Origin of the sequence: Pseudomonas sp. Sample_11 (genome assembly GCF_004307505.1) — a bacterium.
Lineage (GTDB): Bacteria > Pseudomonadota > Gammaproteobacteria > Pseudomonadales > Pseudomonadaceae > Aquipseudomonas > Aquipseudomonas atacamensis.
The window spans coordinates 157,811-172,327 of the sequence record NZ_RCOD01000031.1 but is presented as its reverse complement, the minus strand read 5'-3'; the positions used below and the strand labels follow the sequence as shown (position 1 = coordinate 172,327).

Here is a 14,517-nt window from a genome sequence, read left to right as displayed (position 1 = left end):
CGGAGCAGTGTTTGATTGTTGTCACGTCCCGAAAAATATTTACCGCAGACCCGAAACCTTCCTCAAGCCTGGCCGATACAACGGTCAGGCGCACACAAAACCACAATTCAGTGCCGCCGGACTGTCGCCCGCTATGGGCCAGTGCTCACGGCATGGACGCTCGTAGTTTCTTTCTTTCGAGAGTCCGACCATGTCCCTGCGTAACCTGAATATCGCGCCCCGTGCTTTCCTCGGTTTTGCCTTTATCGCCTTGCTGGTGATTGTCCTCGGCGTGTTCGCCGTCAGCCGCATGACGGTCATTCGTCAGGCGTCGGTCGACATGGACACCAACCAATTGCCTAGCGTGACCCACCTCAGTGTGGTCACGGAAAACGTCCTGCGCATGCGCATTCTCTCGTTCCGTGTGCTGGTCAATCGCGAACCGGCCAGCCTGCAAGAGGCAGAAACCCGCATCGCGGTGCTGGTCGACAAGGTGCGCAAAGCGCAGGCCAGCTACGCTGCGTTGCCGGCAGGTCCTGAAGAGCACGCTGTTTTCCAGACGTTTTCGACGACGCTCGATAATTACCTGCAAGCGCAGAATCAGATGATTGAGCTATCGCGCAAGGGCGATCTGGAAGCGATGCGTGCGTTGATCAACACGCGCATCAAGGAAGGCACCGATCAGATGGGCGAGCAGCTCAACAAGCTGATCGGCATGAATACCGCCGGGGCCAGAGCGGCTGCCACCAAGGCCGGTGAAAACTATGACAGCGCCATCACCGGGATCATCATCGTCGCCGTGATTGCGGCGCTGGCCACCGTGTTGCTCGCCTGGTTGCTGACCCGCAGCATCGTCACGCCGCTCAACCGCGCCGTGCTCGCTGCGCAAACCATTGCCGACGGTGACCTCAGCAAAGCCATCGAAGTCGACGGCAAGGACGAACCGGCGCGCTTGCTTGAAGCCTTGGCAGCGATGCAGTCCAACCTGCGCAAAACCATCGAGCAGATCGCCGGTTCCGCCACGCAACTGGGCGCCGCTGCCGAAGAACTCAGCGCCGTCACTGAAGAAGCGTCGCGCGGGCTGCAGCAGCAGAACAACGAAATCGAGCAGGCCGCCACCGCCGTCAATGAGATGACCGCTGCGGTGGAAGAAGTGGCGCGCAATGCCGTTTCGACTTCCGAGGCGTCCAACCAGTCGACCCACGCCGCCCGCGAAGGTCGCGATCAGGTGGTGAAAACCGTCGACGCGATCCAGACCATGACTCACGACGTGCAAAACACCGCGCAGATGATCGAAGGCCTCGCCGCGCAAGGTCGTGACATCGGCAAGGTGCTGGATGTAATTCGGGCCATCGCCGAGCAGACCAACCTCTTGGCGCTCAACGCTGCGATTGAAGCGGCGCGTGCCGGCGAGGCTGGTCGTGGTTTTGCCGTGGTGGCTGACGAAGTGCGCGCCTTGGCGCATCGCACCGCGCAGTCGACTCAGGAAATCGAAAAAATGGTCGCCGGCATTCAAAACGGTACCGGTGAAGCGGTTTCGTCGATGCAGCAAAGCAATCAGCGCACTCAGTCCACGCTGGAAATGGCCCGCGCGGCCGGCGTGGCGCTGGAGCAGATCACCCAATCTATTCACCAGATCAACGAACGCAACCTGGTTATCGCCAGCGCGTCGGAAGAGCAGGCGCAAGTCTCCCGCGAGGTCGATCGCAACCTGGTCAACATCCGCGACCTCGCCACGCAATCGGCCGCCGGCGCCAACCAGACCAGCGCCGCGACCCACGAACTGTCGCGGCTGGCGGTGGATTTGAACGCCATGGTGGCGCGTTTCGTGATTTGAGATACGGTGAAGGCTGGAAACCGCGCTAACAGGAGACGTACATGCGCTATTCAGCCTTGACCCAACGAATCGCCGGGGAGGGTGCCGCTGCCTGGCAGATTCACGACCGAGCGCTGGAACTGCGCGCCGAAGGCGTCGATGTTTTGTTGTTGAGCGTCGGCGATCCGGATTTCGATACGCCGTTGCCGATCGTCCATGGCGCGATCGATAGCCTGTTGGCCGGCGACACCCATTACGCCGACGTGCGAGGTCGGTTCGAGCTGCGCAGGCTGATTGCCGAGCGTCATCGCCAGCGCAGTGGTCAACGGGTTGATCCTGATCAGGTGATTGTCCTGCCCGGCGCGCAATGCGCGGTGTACTCGGTGGCGCAGTGTCTGCTCGATCCGGGTGACGAAGTGATCGTCGCCGAGCCGATGTACGTTACTTACGAAGGTGTGTTTGGCGCCTGCGGTGCCAAGGTAATTGCGGTGCCGGTGCGCCCGGAGAACGGTTTTCGTGTCGACCCAGCGGATGTTGCGGCGCGTATCACCCCGAGAACCCGCGCCATGTTGCTCAACAGCCCGAACAATCCCAGCGGCGCGAGTTTGTCTTTGCTGATCTGGCAGGAACTGGCGGCGCTGTGCATTCGCCATGACCTGTGGTTGATCAGCGATGAGGTATACAGCGAGCTGTTATATGAAGGCGAGCACATCAGCCCGGCGAGCCTGCCGGGCATGGCCGAGCGCACCGCGACGATCAACAGTCTGTCGAAATCCCATGCGATGACCGGTTGGCGCATCGGCTGGATGATCGGCCCGAAACCCTTGGCTGAACATCTGGTGAACCTGTCACTGAGCATGCTGTTCGGTCTCCCGGATTTCGTACAGAAAGCCGCGCAAGTGGCGCTGCAAAGCGATCTGCCGGAAGTCGCGCAGATGCGCGAGGAGTATCGCTTGCGCCGCGATCTGGTCTGCGAACGTTTGTACGGTTGCCCTGGGTTGCAGCCGATTTGCCCGGATGGCGGCATGTTTGTGATGGTCGATGTGCGCCAGACTGGGCTTGGCGCTCAGGCGTTTGCCAAGCGCTTGCTGGAAGGTTATGGCGTCTCTGTGCTGGCCGGCGAAGCGTTCGGGCCGAGCGCGGCGGGGCATATTCGCATCGGTCTGGTGGTGGATCGGGTCAAACTGGCGGATGCCTGCGCGCGGATTGCGTTGTGTGCGGTGCAGCTGTTGCAGGCGCGCAGTGCCTGAGGGTCTTGCATTGCCTGCCCCGGCGCCTTGCTGATAGTTCCCACGCTCCGCGTGGGAATGCCTCCAGGGACGCTCCGCGTTCCAGCTTTCGGAAGGGACGCGGAGCGTCCCGGGCTGCATTCCCACGCTGAGCGTGGGAACGATCAGTACGCAGAGCGTGGGAACGATCAGTTTAGAGGATTCACCAGATTCGCCGGCCGCTGCCCATTCAACGCCGCCAACAGATTCTCCACCGCACAGCGCGCCATTGCTTCACGCGTCTCATGGGTCGCCGAGCCCATGTGCGGCGTCGCCACCACATTGCTCAACTGCAACAACGGCGAGTCATGATTCAACGGCTCGCGCTCGAACACATCCAGGCCCGCCGCGCGAATGCGCTTGCTGCGCAACGCCTCGATCATCGCCGCCTCATCGACCACCTTGCCCCGCGAGATATTGATGAAGATGCTCTCCGGCCGCATCAGCGCAAATTGTTCCGCGCCGATCAAACGTTCGGTCTGCGCCGTCAGAGGCAAAGTCAGGCAAATGAAATCGGCCTGCTGGAGCAACTCGTCGAGGCTGCGATATTGCGCAGCGAACCGCTCCTCGACCGCCGGCTTGCGCGACTGACTGTGGTAGATCACCGGCATGCCGAAACCGAAATGCCCGCGCTGGGCCAGGGCCTCGCCGATGCGGCCCATGCCGATGATGCCCAGCGTCTTGCCATGCACATCGGTGCCGAAATGCGCCGGGCCGATGTTGCGGCTCCACTGCCCGCCACGGACCATGTTCGCCAGTTCAACCACACGCCGCGCGGCAGCGAGGATCAGGGCGAAACCGGTGTCGGCGGTGGTTTCGGTGAGCACGTCGGGAGTGTTGGTCAGCAGAATCTTGCGCCGGTTCAGATACTCGATGTCGTAGTTGTCGACACCCACCGAGACGCTGGCAATCGCCTCCAGCTGCGGCGCCAGATCCAGCAACGCCGCATTCAGTTTCAGGCTGGCGCCGAGCAAGCCGTGGGCGCGGGGCAGGGCATCGCGCAACTGCATGAGGCCATCGGCGTCGAGGCTTTCGATCAGCGTTACGTCAAACTGCTCTTGCAAGCGCGCCATCAGCGCGGGCGAAAGTTTCTTGTACAGCAAGACCTGTTTTTTCATGGCAAAAAATCCTTTCAGGAATGCGCCGGCACACGCGGTGTGGCGGCGGCTTTGGCGACGACGCGATCACTGGCGCCGGGCTTGAGGAAAATGGTCAACACCACCGACAGCAGCAGCGCGCCGCTCATCAATAAATAGGAAGCGCCGGGCGAGCCGGTGGAGCTGTTCAGGTAGCCGACCAGATACGAACCGCCGAACGAGCCGAGCGCGCCCATGCTGTTGATCAGCGCCATGGCGCCACCGGCAACGTTGGCCGGCAGGATCTCGGGAACGATGGCGAAAAACGGCCCATACGGCGCGTACATGCAGGCGCCGGCAATCACCAGCAGCGTGTACGACCACCAGAAATGTTCGGCGCCCAAGGCATACGAGCCATAAAACGCAATCGAAGCGATCAGCAGCGGCGGCCAGACGAAGCGTTTGCGCTTCTGCAATTTGTCCGAACCCCACGACACCGCGAGCATGCCCAGCACCGCCGCCAGATAGGGCAGCGACGAGAGCCAGCCAGCCTCGATCATGTCCATTTGCGCGCCTGCCTTGAGGATCGATGGCAGCCACAAAACGAATCCGTAGACGCCGATGCTCCAGCAGAAAAACTGCAGCGCCAGGATGATCACCTTCGGCGAACGGAAAGCCTCGGCGTAGTTCTTCACAGCTTTGATGCCGACCTGCTCTGCGGCGAGGGCGCTTTCCAGATCGTGTTTTTCCTGCTCATTGAGCCACTTGGCCTGGGCCGGACGATCATCGGCCAGACGCCACCAGATAAACGCCCACAACACCGCCGGCAGACCTTCGATGATGAACATCCAGCGCCAGCTGAAATGCTGCACCAGATAGCCCGACACCACCGACATCCACAGCATCGTCACCGGGTTGCCAAGGATCAGAAATGTGTTGGCCCGCGAGCGCTCGGCACGGGTGAACCAGTGGCAGAGATAGACCAGCATCGCCGGCATCACCGCCGCTTCGACTACGCCGAGCATGAAGCGAATGACGATCAGCCAATAGGCGTTGGATACCACGCCAGTCAGCGTGGCGAGCCCGCCCCAGAGAATCAGGCTGACGAAAATCAGCTTCTTCACGCTGTGCTTTTGCGCGTAGATCGCGCCGGGAACCTGGAAGAAAAAGTAGCCGAGAAAGAACAGCGCGCCGAGCAGCGAGGACAGGCCCGGGGTGATCATCAGGTCTTCGGCCATGCCCGACGCGGCGGCGAAACCGTAGTTGGCGCGATCGAGATAGGCCAGGCTGTAAGTGATGAACACAATCGGCATGATGTACCACCAGCGGCGGGTGGCGAGGGTTGCGGTTTTCATCGGTGTGACTCCTGAGCTTGTTGTTTTTGTCGCAGCAGGTTCATTGATTTGCGGTGATCAGGCGGACCTCTTCGCGAGCAGGCTCGCTCCCACAGGCGATTGCATGCCAAATGTGGGAGCGAGCCTGCTCGCGAAGGCGGATTCAAATTCAACCGATAACTCTTGGCGGGTCGGCAACCCCTCCATATCCCCGCGACTCTGCACCGCGCGACTGCCAATCCAGTTCGCTCGCTGCACGGCCTCGGCAAAACTCTGATGCTCGAGCAGGGCGCTGATCATCCCCACCGCAAAGCCATCTCCGGCGCCCACGGTATCGACCACCTTGGTCACCGGCACGCCAGCGACAAAACCCTGATCCAGCTGCGTGCGGTAATAAGCGCCCTCAGGCCCGAGCTTGATCGCCACCGCCTCCGCACCTTGATCCAGATAGAACGCAGCAATGTCGGCCGGGTCGTCGAAACCGCTGAGCAAGCGGCCCTCGCTTAACCCCGGCAGCACCCAGTGGGCGAGGGCGGCGAGGCGGTTGATTTCGCGGATCATCTCGGCCTCGCTGGCCCACAGGCTTGGGCGCAGATTCGGGTCGAATGAAACGCTGCGTCCGGCGGCGCGCATGCGGGTCATCAGTTCGACGGACATTTCCCGCGCCGAGGCGGATAGCGCTGGAGGAATACCGGTGGCGTGCAAATGGCGGGCGCTGAGCAGGTTGTCGTTGATGGAGTGCGGCGACAAATGACTGGCCGCCGAACCGCGCCGGAAATATTCGACCTGCGGGTCGCTGCCGTCGTCGTTACGCGATTTGAACTGAAAGCCTGTCGGATGGTTTTTATCGACCTCGACGTGGCTGCAATCCAGACCTTCCTTGATCAGCGTTTCCACCACAAAGCGTCCGAGTGAATCGTTGCCGACCTGGCTCAACCACGCGACGTTGAAACCCAGACGCGACAAGCCGATCGCTACGTTGCTGTCGGCCCCGGCAATCCGTTTGTGAAACTGCTCGACCTTAGCCAGATCGCCGGTCTGCTCGGCGACCAGCATTGCCATGGTTTCTCCGAAAGAAAGGATATCGATCTCAGACATGAGCAGGCTCCAGGCGCGATTGACCGAGGCGGGCGAGGGCGGCGACGTGTTCACGGGTCAGTTGCACCAGGTCATCGCCTTGCAGCGGGTATTCGGCGGCGCGCATAACGCCTTGGTCCATGTGCCGCAGCAGTTGTTCCCACAGATGCAGATCGCTGATGGCCGGCGGTACGGCGATCAGTTTGCCGTCGGCGCGGCGCGCAACGGCTTTGCAATGCACATAACCGACGTGACGGCCGAGCGCGCGTGCGGCGCTGGCGGCAGACTGGTCCTGCCAGTGCCAGTTACCGATGTCGAAAGTCATCTTGATCGGCAGGTTGTGCTGCTCGACGGCGGCGAAGAAACGCTGGAACGGCTCGATGCGCCCGCCGTGCAAGGTCTGGTCGTTCTCCACCAGCAGTTGCACCGGGCTTTGCTTGAGTTGCTCGGCCAATGCCTGCAAATCAGAGTTGTCAGTGAAATAGCCAAGCGAAACTTTCAGCCATTTCGAACCGAACGCCTGGGCCTGTTGCAGCGCGGTAATCAGTTCGGGATTTGGCTGCGCTTGCCCTGCGAGCCAGAGTTCGGTGGGTGAGGAATAAATGCTTTGCAGGCCCTGCGCCTGGGTAGCCTGAGCCAGTTGCGCGGGATCTTCACGGGTCAGTAGCTCTTCGCGCCACTCGATGCGATTGGCGCCGGAGGCCGCGAGGATCTCGATAAAAGAATCCTGCCCACGCTGGCGCACAAGCTCGGCACCGTAGCTGGACAGACTGATGGAAACGGCTGGTTTATTCATTGTTATTGACCTCTGAAACCGGTTTCATTTTTGTTCAAAAAAAATCGGGTGATTCTGTAGTGTTTTTGCAAGCCCTTTCGCGAGCAGGCTCGCTCCCACATTGGAATGGGATCAACCTGTGGGAGCGAGCCTGCTCGCGAAGGCGTCAGATCAGACTCCGCCAACCTCACGGGTCGACCCACGCTCAACCAGCGCCGGCGCAAAATCCAGTACCCGCGCCATCTCATCATCTCCGCGCAAGCGCTTGAGCAGACACTCAAACGCCCGCGCGCCAATCTCTTGCGTCGGCTGTGCCAGCGCGGTAATTCCGCTGCCCACCAGCGGATACCAATCCAGATCATCCAGGGCAATCAACCCGACATCTTCAAATAGACGCACGCCCAGCGCGCGCAGCGCATGCGTTGCCGCCAACGCCGCCACGCCATTGGCGCAAAACAGCGCTTTCGGGCCATCACCGGGTGTGTTTAAAAAGTTTTGAAGTTGCGCGTTGAGATCATCACCGGTTTCCAGCACCGCCCCAGTCAGGGTCGCGCGCTGAGTAATCTGCGTCTGAAAACTGCTGACCCGCTCGATCCGCGAGCTGGTGCCGTCATACGGTTCGGTGACCAGCAAAAGATCCCGATATCCGCGTTGTTCGAGATGCGCGAGCGCCATCTCTACTGCTTGCGAGTTGTTCAACCCGACCATGTCGCTGTCGAGCCCGTCGACCTTGCGATCCACCAGCACCAGCGGCATCTCGCGGCGCAGCTCGTGCAATTCGTCTCGATGATGGCCCAGCGTGTTCACGATCAGCCCTTCGATGTTGTATGAGCGCAACAGCGCCAGATGCTGGCGTTCCTGCTCGTCATCGCGGTCGGTGTTGCACACCACCAGGCTGTAGCCGTGCGTACGGCAGGCGGTTTCCACCCCGTGCATCACGGCAATCGAATAGGGGTTGCGGATATCGGCGACGAGCATGCCGATCAGGCGCGTACGCCCGCGTTTCAGGCCACGGGCCATTTGGTTGGGGCGGTAGCCGAGTTCATCAATCGCCTGCTCGATGCGCCGGGCAATGGCATCGGAGAGCAGGGCGCGGTCATCGCCGATAAAGCGCGAGACGCTGGCCTTGGACACCCCAGCGCGTTCGGCGACGTCGAGCATGGTCACGCGGCTGCGCTGGGCAGTGGAGAAGTCATTCACGGCTTTCTTCTTTTTGTCTGAAACCGGTTTCAGGAAACACCACTTTCTTTGGTTGCGTCAAGTGAAGACCTGGCTGCTGGTGAAAGGATAGGCGCCCATTTCCGACAGACGGTAGCGACACCTGTCAGATCTGACAGTTGGCGAATCTTAGGGGGAAGCGCTTAATTCGCTCAGCGGATCAGCAATCGTTTTTATAAACGGAACTTGAGTTGGTATGGTGGATGGAAATCATGAGTTCAGTCGATACCTCCAGAAATAGTTCTCGGAACGGTATATTTGCCGCACCACTCTCAGTCGAGGGTATCGATGACAATGATCTGGACGGATATATCCCCAGAGATATTTTGTTAAAAGGTACTCGTATCGTTATTCCTCGCCCGGATGACACTGGATCCGATGACCAGTTGATGGTTTTTTGGGTTCAGAATGCGATAGAGACAACGATTTTCGACCAGACCTATCCAGTCGGGATTATTGATCCTTTTATTTACGTGCCTCTGACGCCGCAACAAATGGCAACTAACGGTGTTGCGCAAGTTTAATACAAGTTTTGGAAGAGAGGTGGCGGTAATCCGGATGAGTCGCCACCGCGTCGGCTCACCATTGATCACACAGCGCTATTGAGCTTTGCGGAGCCCTTGGCGGTGAACGCAACACTCTGGGGTTATTGGAATAACAATACGAGCCCGCCATTGACCAATGGTGGCACTCTGCGAATTCGCCCTCTTGATAGTATTGCCCAGCCCTTAGATGTCGCATGGATTGTATGGAGGGGATACCGGAGTCTTAACGGAAGTGGTCCGGAGGTGGCAGAGGCTTATGGTCGCTGGGAAAAAACACTATCCGCTACAGATATAAAGAACGGCTTCTATTATGTAGTTCCGTTCCAAAACCATATCAGTTCTTTGGTTGACGATGACTCCGCTATTGTGGTCTGTCAATTGTTTCGCGGCGGGAGAATCATTGCTGAATCAGAAAAAGGATTGGTGAAAGTCGATCGAGTAACACCTGGTAAACCTGGCCCTTTCGGCCTGACCTCGCATGGAGAGACGATAATGGGAATTACATTTGTACCTAAAAAACAACGGCCAGTTTCCATTGGTATTTCAGCAGCCGCTGGGCCTTTTGCGGATATTGCAGTTGATACGCTCGCTGATGGTTTTATCGCAAAATCTGTAATGGATTCGGGTACTTTGACCATCAATTTCACTCGTACGCAAGATGAATTGGATGACGACAGTATTGATGTTAAATACCGGGAAAAAGGACAGGCGGACTGGACTGATTACCCAATGTCCATCGACCTTGAGCCGGTTGCCGATCGGCCGGTTGGCACCATCCCACTGCCGTTGGATGCCGGATTGTTTGCTGAAAAGGCGACCTCCCCCGGTCCGACTGTCTGGGAACTCATGATTGAGCTTTATAAAGGCGGGGGTGGTAACAAGGAAGACTCCAATACTCTGGAATTTACGGTAGATCAGCTTGCGCCGGTCAATACGAAAAACCCTCCGAGAAAAATCAGGCCGACGCCAGTTCCGGTTTTCGTCAATGGCACGCCGCTTCCGCTGCGGAATATCGATCGGACCTGGATAAGTTCTAATGCGGATATGAATTTCACGGTCAATGTTGCTTATTTCGGGCGTCGTCCTGACGACAATCTGATCGTCTGGTTGAGCTCCGCTACGCAAGGTTCACCAAGAGTTGAAGTCTATAATGACAAGGTCCCTGCTGATGGTAAGTTCGATATTCCTAGCAGCGAGTTGCTTCAATTCACGAATGGGCGCGTTAATCTGACTTATCGCTGGGATGACTGGTTGGGGAACCTGGGCGAGGAGTCCGTTCCTACTCCCATTCTGACATTGGTATTGCCGCAAGCGCCATCGCTAACAAAGGCCCCGCTGGTGCCAGAAACGGATCCAAATTACAGCGAAGCACTCTATTGGGAGAACTTCGACGGCGGGATTGCGGCTATCGTCGAAAACGCCTTTATTACAAACGCGGAGACCGGGGATAACGTCTTTGTAGTAGTAACCAGATCCGATGACGAGACCAATTTTGTCGAGACTCCCAAACAGCCATGGGCTAATGCCAATTTGAGCTTTGATCTTGGCTACGCAGATCTTGCCAAGATATTTGACGGTGCCGATGAATCCGTGGGTGCCAAGATCCATAGTGAAATAGAGCGGACTGGTATCCCGAACGCTCTCTCACCTTCTGCCATCATTACGTTGGCATTAGATATTGCGGGTGTGACACCACCAAATCCTCCCGATCTGGACAACCCGAATCTACAACTACCGGTCGTGAGGGGGATGTCTGGCGTTGATAACGTGATCGCGGCTGCCGATCGCGACAAGCCAGGTACTTTCAGAGTGACAAACGCTCTTTCAGATCCGGATATTGAGCCGGGGCATACCGTCAAGTGTTACTTGGGCAATTCCACTATACCTTTCGATACGTTCACTCCGCTTGTCCCTGTATCAGAGTTTGAGGTTGTGATTGAGGCAAGTGATATGGCCAAGTTAACACCGCCAAGCGATACAGCTCGTTATACTATCGAGAAGACCGGAGTCGGTAAGAACGTCAACAAATCCTTGCCACAGGCAGTAACGGTCAATCGGATTCCGGTCGTCCTGCCGGAACCTACTATCAGAATCCGAAGGCCTGATCTTCGCGACTATATCGAGTGCTACGCGATGACCAGTCCCACGAGCGGTTATGTTCTGGGACTGCAGATCAGAAAAGATGCGCTGTTACCGCAGGGCACGGTTATCACGGCACATTTTGAAGCACACTCGAATGCGCAGGGTACTGCGTTGATTCCGGGTACGCCGGCGTCGGCGACTTATACCATCAAGGGGCCCACCGAGCTCGATGTTGCTGGCGTGGGTACCGCTGCACACTTCAAAGCCGCACAGCCTAAGCGACTAGGTCCAGCGGTATGGGGGAAATACTGGTATGAAGCCCAAGGCGGCCAGCAATCATCAATTCCAATCATTAAGCAGTTGGATACGATCAATAACAGCTTCCAGTACTGCGATCTGACAGAAGCGCCAGTCTAGGGCTGCAATCAATAACGTTGTTTTCTCATCGCGGGAGAGGCAATTTTCTCTCTCGCGATTGTTACCCCAAGTCATGAGGATTTTGATTAAGACTGCAAGCCGGAAGGATAAGTCTCTGTGCATATAAGGACTATTCCTACATAAAACATCAAATTTTATTATTAGGCTATCGCACGTTTTTAGGTGGGCGCTTTTAACACTGCCGAAAAAACAGAGGTTGTTATTGTGCAGACTTGAGGAAGTACCCATGTCCATTTCTTTTCGCTCCAAACACCCGAACACTCTCAGACTGATGATGGCGGCGACATTGATCGCTGCGCCCCAGGCTTATAGTCGAACCCTGTTGCCAGGCGAGAGTGAAGTGGTCACCAATCCGCCAGCACCAGAAGCCTGGGTGGTGTCCCAAGGGGGCACCCTGACCATCGACGACTCGACGGCCCTGACCATCAGTTCACAAAGTGCGAATGTCATTTTCAACGGTGGCCAGAGTCAGCGTATCAATGCGAACACCTCTTCGTTGAACATGTCCGGCGCTGAAGTCAATAGCGCCACGGGCCGGGGAGCGATCCAGCTGATCGACAGCAGGGCAACGATCGACAACTCGACAATCACCAGCACCAACAGTTTCGGGCTGTTGCTGGGACGTAACATCAGCACCCCTGCATCTTCCTCTGCCACCGTGACCGGTAACAGTGTCATCACTGGCGCTATCGGTGGCGCGCAAGCCGTAGGCTTTGCCGTCCTGAACGTTGCGGACTCCAAGATTGTCGGCACGGGCGCCAACAGTTATGGCGTACAACTGGGCGGCGCAACGCTTTCAGCAACGGATAGCACGATCACCGGGGGAAAGGATGGTTTGCAAATCGTGACTGACACGGTCGGCATCAGCGCCAGCACCGTGACGCTCCATAACACCCGTATCACCAGTGGAAGCGGATCGGCCATCGTTCTTGGCTCGTCAGGGAATGCCGGGACTGTCGCCACCATCGATGTCAGCGGTAATTCCGAGCTGGTTGGCGGCAATGGCTCAGTGTTGCAAGCGACCAACCGCTCTACGGCCAACTTCAATGTCAACGGCAGTACTCTGACGGGTGACGTGATTGCCGAAACCAATAGCACTGTTGCTCTTGTCATGCAGAACGCAGCCACGCTCAACGGCGACCTGCAAAACGTTACGAAGTCACTGTTCGACTCCTCCAGTACCTTGAACGGCAATGTACTGGGAATCGCCGGGACGGCAACTACGGTTGGAATCGACAACAAATCGACGATCAACGGCAACGTCAACAATGTGGCCAGCCTTTCTCTGAACAATTCCAGCGCACTGACCGGAAACGTCACCGGCGACGCGAACAGTGTCGTTGTTCTGAATAACGCTTCTGCCATTAACGGCAACATCAACAACATCGCCAAGCTCTCGCTGGACAATGCCAGCGCTCTGACGGGCGATGTCGACAGTTCCAGCAACGGTACTGTGTTGCTGAACAACAATTCGACGCTCACCGGGCAGATCAACAACTCGGGAAGCCTGAACATCAACAATGCCGCGCGATGGGTGATGACGGGTGACAACACCGTGCAACGTCTGGCGCTGGATGGCGGTATTGTTCGCATGGGCGCAAACGAGGAGTTTCAGCAACTCAACGTCGGCGATCTATCCGGTCACGGTACCTTTGTGATGGGCACGGATCTGGGCAATGGAAATACCGACTTTTTAAATGTCACGGGCAATGCCAGCGGGCAACACCAACTGCAGATCGCTGCTACCGGCACGACGCCTGTCACGGCCGAAGCGGTGAAGGTCGGCAATATTGCTGCAGGCGACGCCAGCTTCTCGCTTGGCGGGCGTGAAACGGTTGATGCCGGCGCTTTCGTCTATCGATTGAAACAGGATGGTCAAGGCTTATACCTCAACCCGGACAGGGAAACCGTCAGTACTTCGACCAACACAGCGTTGGCCTTGGCTGGCAGTGCGCGCAGTGTATCGAACGCGGAAATGAACCTGCTTAATTCTCAGATCGGTGATCGCGGCCTCAGTATCCGACCCAACGCAGCAATGCGCGCGGCCAGTGAAAGTGATACTACCAAGTTGAGCAACAGTGTCTGGGTACGCACGTATGGCAACCAGTACAACGTCAAAAATGCTTATGGCGACGGCTATACACAAAACCAGACCGGGATTACCGGTGGTGCCGATACAACGGTGAATATCGCCGGTCAAGATGCGGTATTGGGCGCATTCGTTGGTACAAGTCGGACTGATATGGATCTGAAATATGGTTCCACGGCAACCATTGATAGCGTGAGTATCGGCGTTTACGGCAGCACCTTTGATCCTGTGAGCGGTATATTCATCAACGGTTTGCTCAAGATCAACCAGTTCAACAACAAGGCCAAAGTCACCATGAGTGACGGTACCCGGAGCAAAGGAGATTACAAAGCCTTGGGTGCGAGTGGTGCGGTCACGGTGGGCAAGCACTATCGCTTTGGAGGGGATTGGTTTCTTGAACCTCAAGTCGGCCTGTCAACGGGGGTAACCCAGAGTGACAGCTATCGGCTGGACAACGGTCTTGAAGTTGATGCAGATACCATGCGTTCGGTGCAAGGAAACATCGGCATCCGGGGTGGACGTTTGTTGACACTTGAAGGTGGTGCCTTGCTGGAACCCAGTGTTTCGCTGGGGGCAAACCATGAATTCGTCAAAACCAACGAAGTCAAAATCAACGACGATAGCTTCGATGACGACCGCGCCAGTAGCACGCTGGAGTACCGTGCCGGGTTGAAGTGGACACCTGCTCAGCGAAACTGGCAGGTCGCGGGCGAAGTCGGCGGCGGTGCAGGCAATACCGTTTCTCAGGACTGGAGCGCGAGTTTGAGAGTAAGTCATTTCTTCTGAACACATGTCATTCAAGTGCCCTGACGATGCCGGG

The 14,517-nt window shown here is 57.5% G+C and carries 10 protein-coding genes; 5 read left to right on the top strand and 5 right to left on the bottom strand.

Annotated features, from left to right (window positions below):
• The first annotated feature begins 190 nt into the window (after positions 1-190).
• Together D8U60_RS08035 and D8U60_RS08030 are read left to right on the top strand one after the other, a co-directional pair.
• The gene (locus D8U60_RS08035) at positions 191-1,816 is read left to right on the top strand and encodes a methyl-accepting chemotaxis protein (RefSeq protein ID WP_130899869.1); all 1,626 of its coding nucleotides are present in this window, start codon (positions 191-193) and stop codon (positions 1,814-1,816) included.
• 41 nt (positions 1,817-1,857) lie between these two features.
• Complete coding sequence (locus D8U60_RS08030; protein ID WP_130899868.1) at positions 1,858-3,045, top strand: aminotransferase class I/II-fold pyridoxal phosphate-dependent enzyme; 1,188 nt, start codon at positions 1,858-1,860, stop codon at positions 3,043-3,045.
• A gap of 167 nt (positions 3,046-3,212) precedes the next feature.
• On the opposite strand, the gene D8U60_RS08025 is transcribed toward D8U60_RS08030, so the two are convergent.
• From D8U60_RS08025 to D8U60_RS08005, 5 genes are all read right to left on the bottom strand, one after another.
• Positions 3,213-4,181 carry a D-glycerate dehydrogenase gene (locus tag D8U60_RS08025; RefSeq protein WP_130899867.1) on the bottom strand — a complete coding sequence of 323 codons (969 nt, stop codon included), beginning with the start codon at positions 4,179-4,181 and terminating at the stop codon, positions 3,213-3,215.
• A gap of 14 nt (positions 4,182-4,195) precedes the next feature.
• Complete coding sequence (locus tag D8U60_RS08020) at positions 4,196-5,494, bottom strand: MFS transporter (RefSeq protein ID WP_016774902.1); 1,299 nt, start codon at positions 5,492-5,494, stop codon at positions 4,196-4,198.
• A gap of 57 nt (positions 5,495-5,551) precedes the next feature.
• Positions 5,552-6,571: a sugar kinase gene (locus D8U60_RS08015; RefSeq protein ID WP_130899866.1), complete on the bottom strand. Its 1,020-nt coding sequence runs from the start codon at positions 6,569-6,571 to the stop codon at positions 5,552-5,554.
• Positions 6,564-7,346, bottom strand: a complete 783-nt coding sequence (locus D8U60_RS08010; RefSeq protein WP_130899865.1) for a TIM barrel protein — start codon at positions 7,344-7,346, stop codon at positions 6,564-6,566. Before D8U60_RS08010 ends, D8U60_RS08015 begins: the two co-directional genes overlap by 8 nt.
• A 150-nt stretch (positions 7,347-7,496) precedes the next feature.
• The gene (locus D8U60_RS08005; RefSeq protein WP_130899864.1) at positions 7,497-8,525 is read right to left on the bottom strand and encodes a LacI family DNA-binding transcriptional regulator; all 1,029 of its coding nucleotides are present in this window, start codon (positions 8,523-8,525) and stop codon (positions 7,497-7,499) included.
• A gap of 230 nt (positions 8,526-8,755) precedes the next feature.
• Here D8U60_RS08005 and D8U60_RS27610 point away from each other — a divergent pair, with 230 nt between their 5' ends.
• The 3 genes from D8U60_RS27610 to D8U60_RS07995 all read left to right on the top strand — a co-directional run bounded on the left by D8U60_RS27610 (position 8,756) and on the right by D8U60_RS07995 (position 14,483).
• Positions 8,756-9,067, top strand: a complete 312-nt coding sequence (locus D8U60_RS27610) for a hypothetical protein (RefSeq protein WP_177435448.1) — start codon at positions 8,756-8,758, stop codon at positions 9,065-9,067.
• Between the two features lie 102 nt (positions 9,068-9,169).
• Positions 9,170-11,587 (top strand): hypothetical protein, encoded by a 2,418-nt coding sequence (locus D8U60_RS08000; protein WP_177435447.1) that lies wholly within the window; start codon positions 9,170-9,172, stop codon positions 11,585-11,587.
• Positions 11,588-11,834: 247 nt separating this feature from the next.
• Positions 11,835-14,483: an autotransporter outer membrane beta-barrel domain-containing protein gene (locus D8U60_RS07995; RefSeq protein WP_241663528.1), complete on the top strand. Its 2,649-nt coding sequence runs from the start codon at positions 11,835-11,837 to the stop codon at positions 14,481-14,483.
• Positions 14,484-14,517 lie beyond the last annotated feature (34 nt).

Coding starts and splice junctions, on each gene's coding strand:
- D8U60_RS08030 (WP_130899868.1), top strand. CDS start 1,858: ATGCGCTATTCAGCCTTGACCCAACGAATCGCCGGGGAGGGTGCCGCT.
- D8U60_RS27610 (WP_177435448.1), top strand. CDS start 8,756: ATGAGTTCAGTCGATACCTCCAGAAATAGTTCTCGGAACGGTATATTT.
- D8U60_RS08015 (WP_130899866.1), bottom strand. CDS start 6,571: ATGTCTGAGATCGATATCCTTTCTTTCGGAGAAACCATGGCAATGCTG.
- D8U60_RS08025 (WP_130899867.1), bottom strand. CDS start 4,181: ATGAAAAAACAGGTCTTGCTGTACAAGAAACTTTCGCCCGCGCTGATG.
- D8U60_RS08035 (WP_130899869.1), top strand. CDS start 191: ATGTCCCTGCGTAACCTGAATATCGCGCCCCGTGCTTTCCTCGGTTTT.
- D8U60_RS07995 (WP_241663528.1), top strand. CDS start 11,835: ATGTCCATTTCTTTTCGCTCCAAACACCCGAACACTCTCAGACTGATG.
- D8U60_RS08020 (WP_016774902.1), bottom strand. CDS start 5,494: ATGAAAACCGCAACCCTCGCCACCCGCCGCTGGTGGTACATCATGCCG.
- D8U60_RS08010 (WP_130899865.1), bottom strand. CDS start 7,346: ATGAATAAACCAGCCGTTTCCATCAGTCTGTCCAGCTACGGTGCCGAG.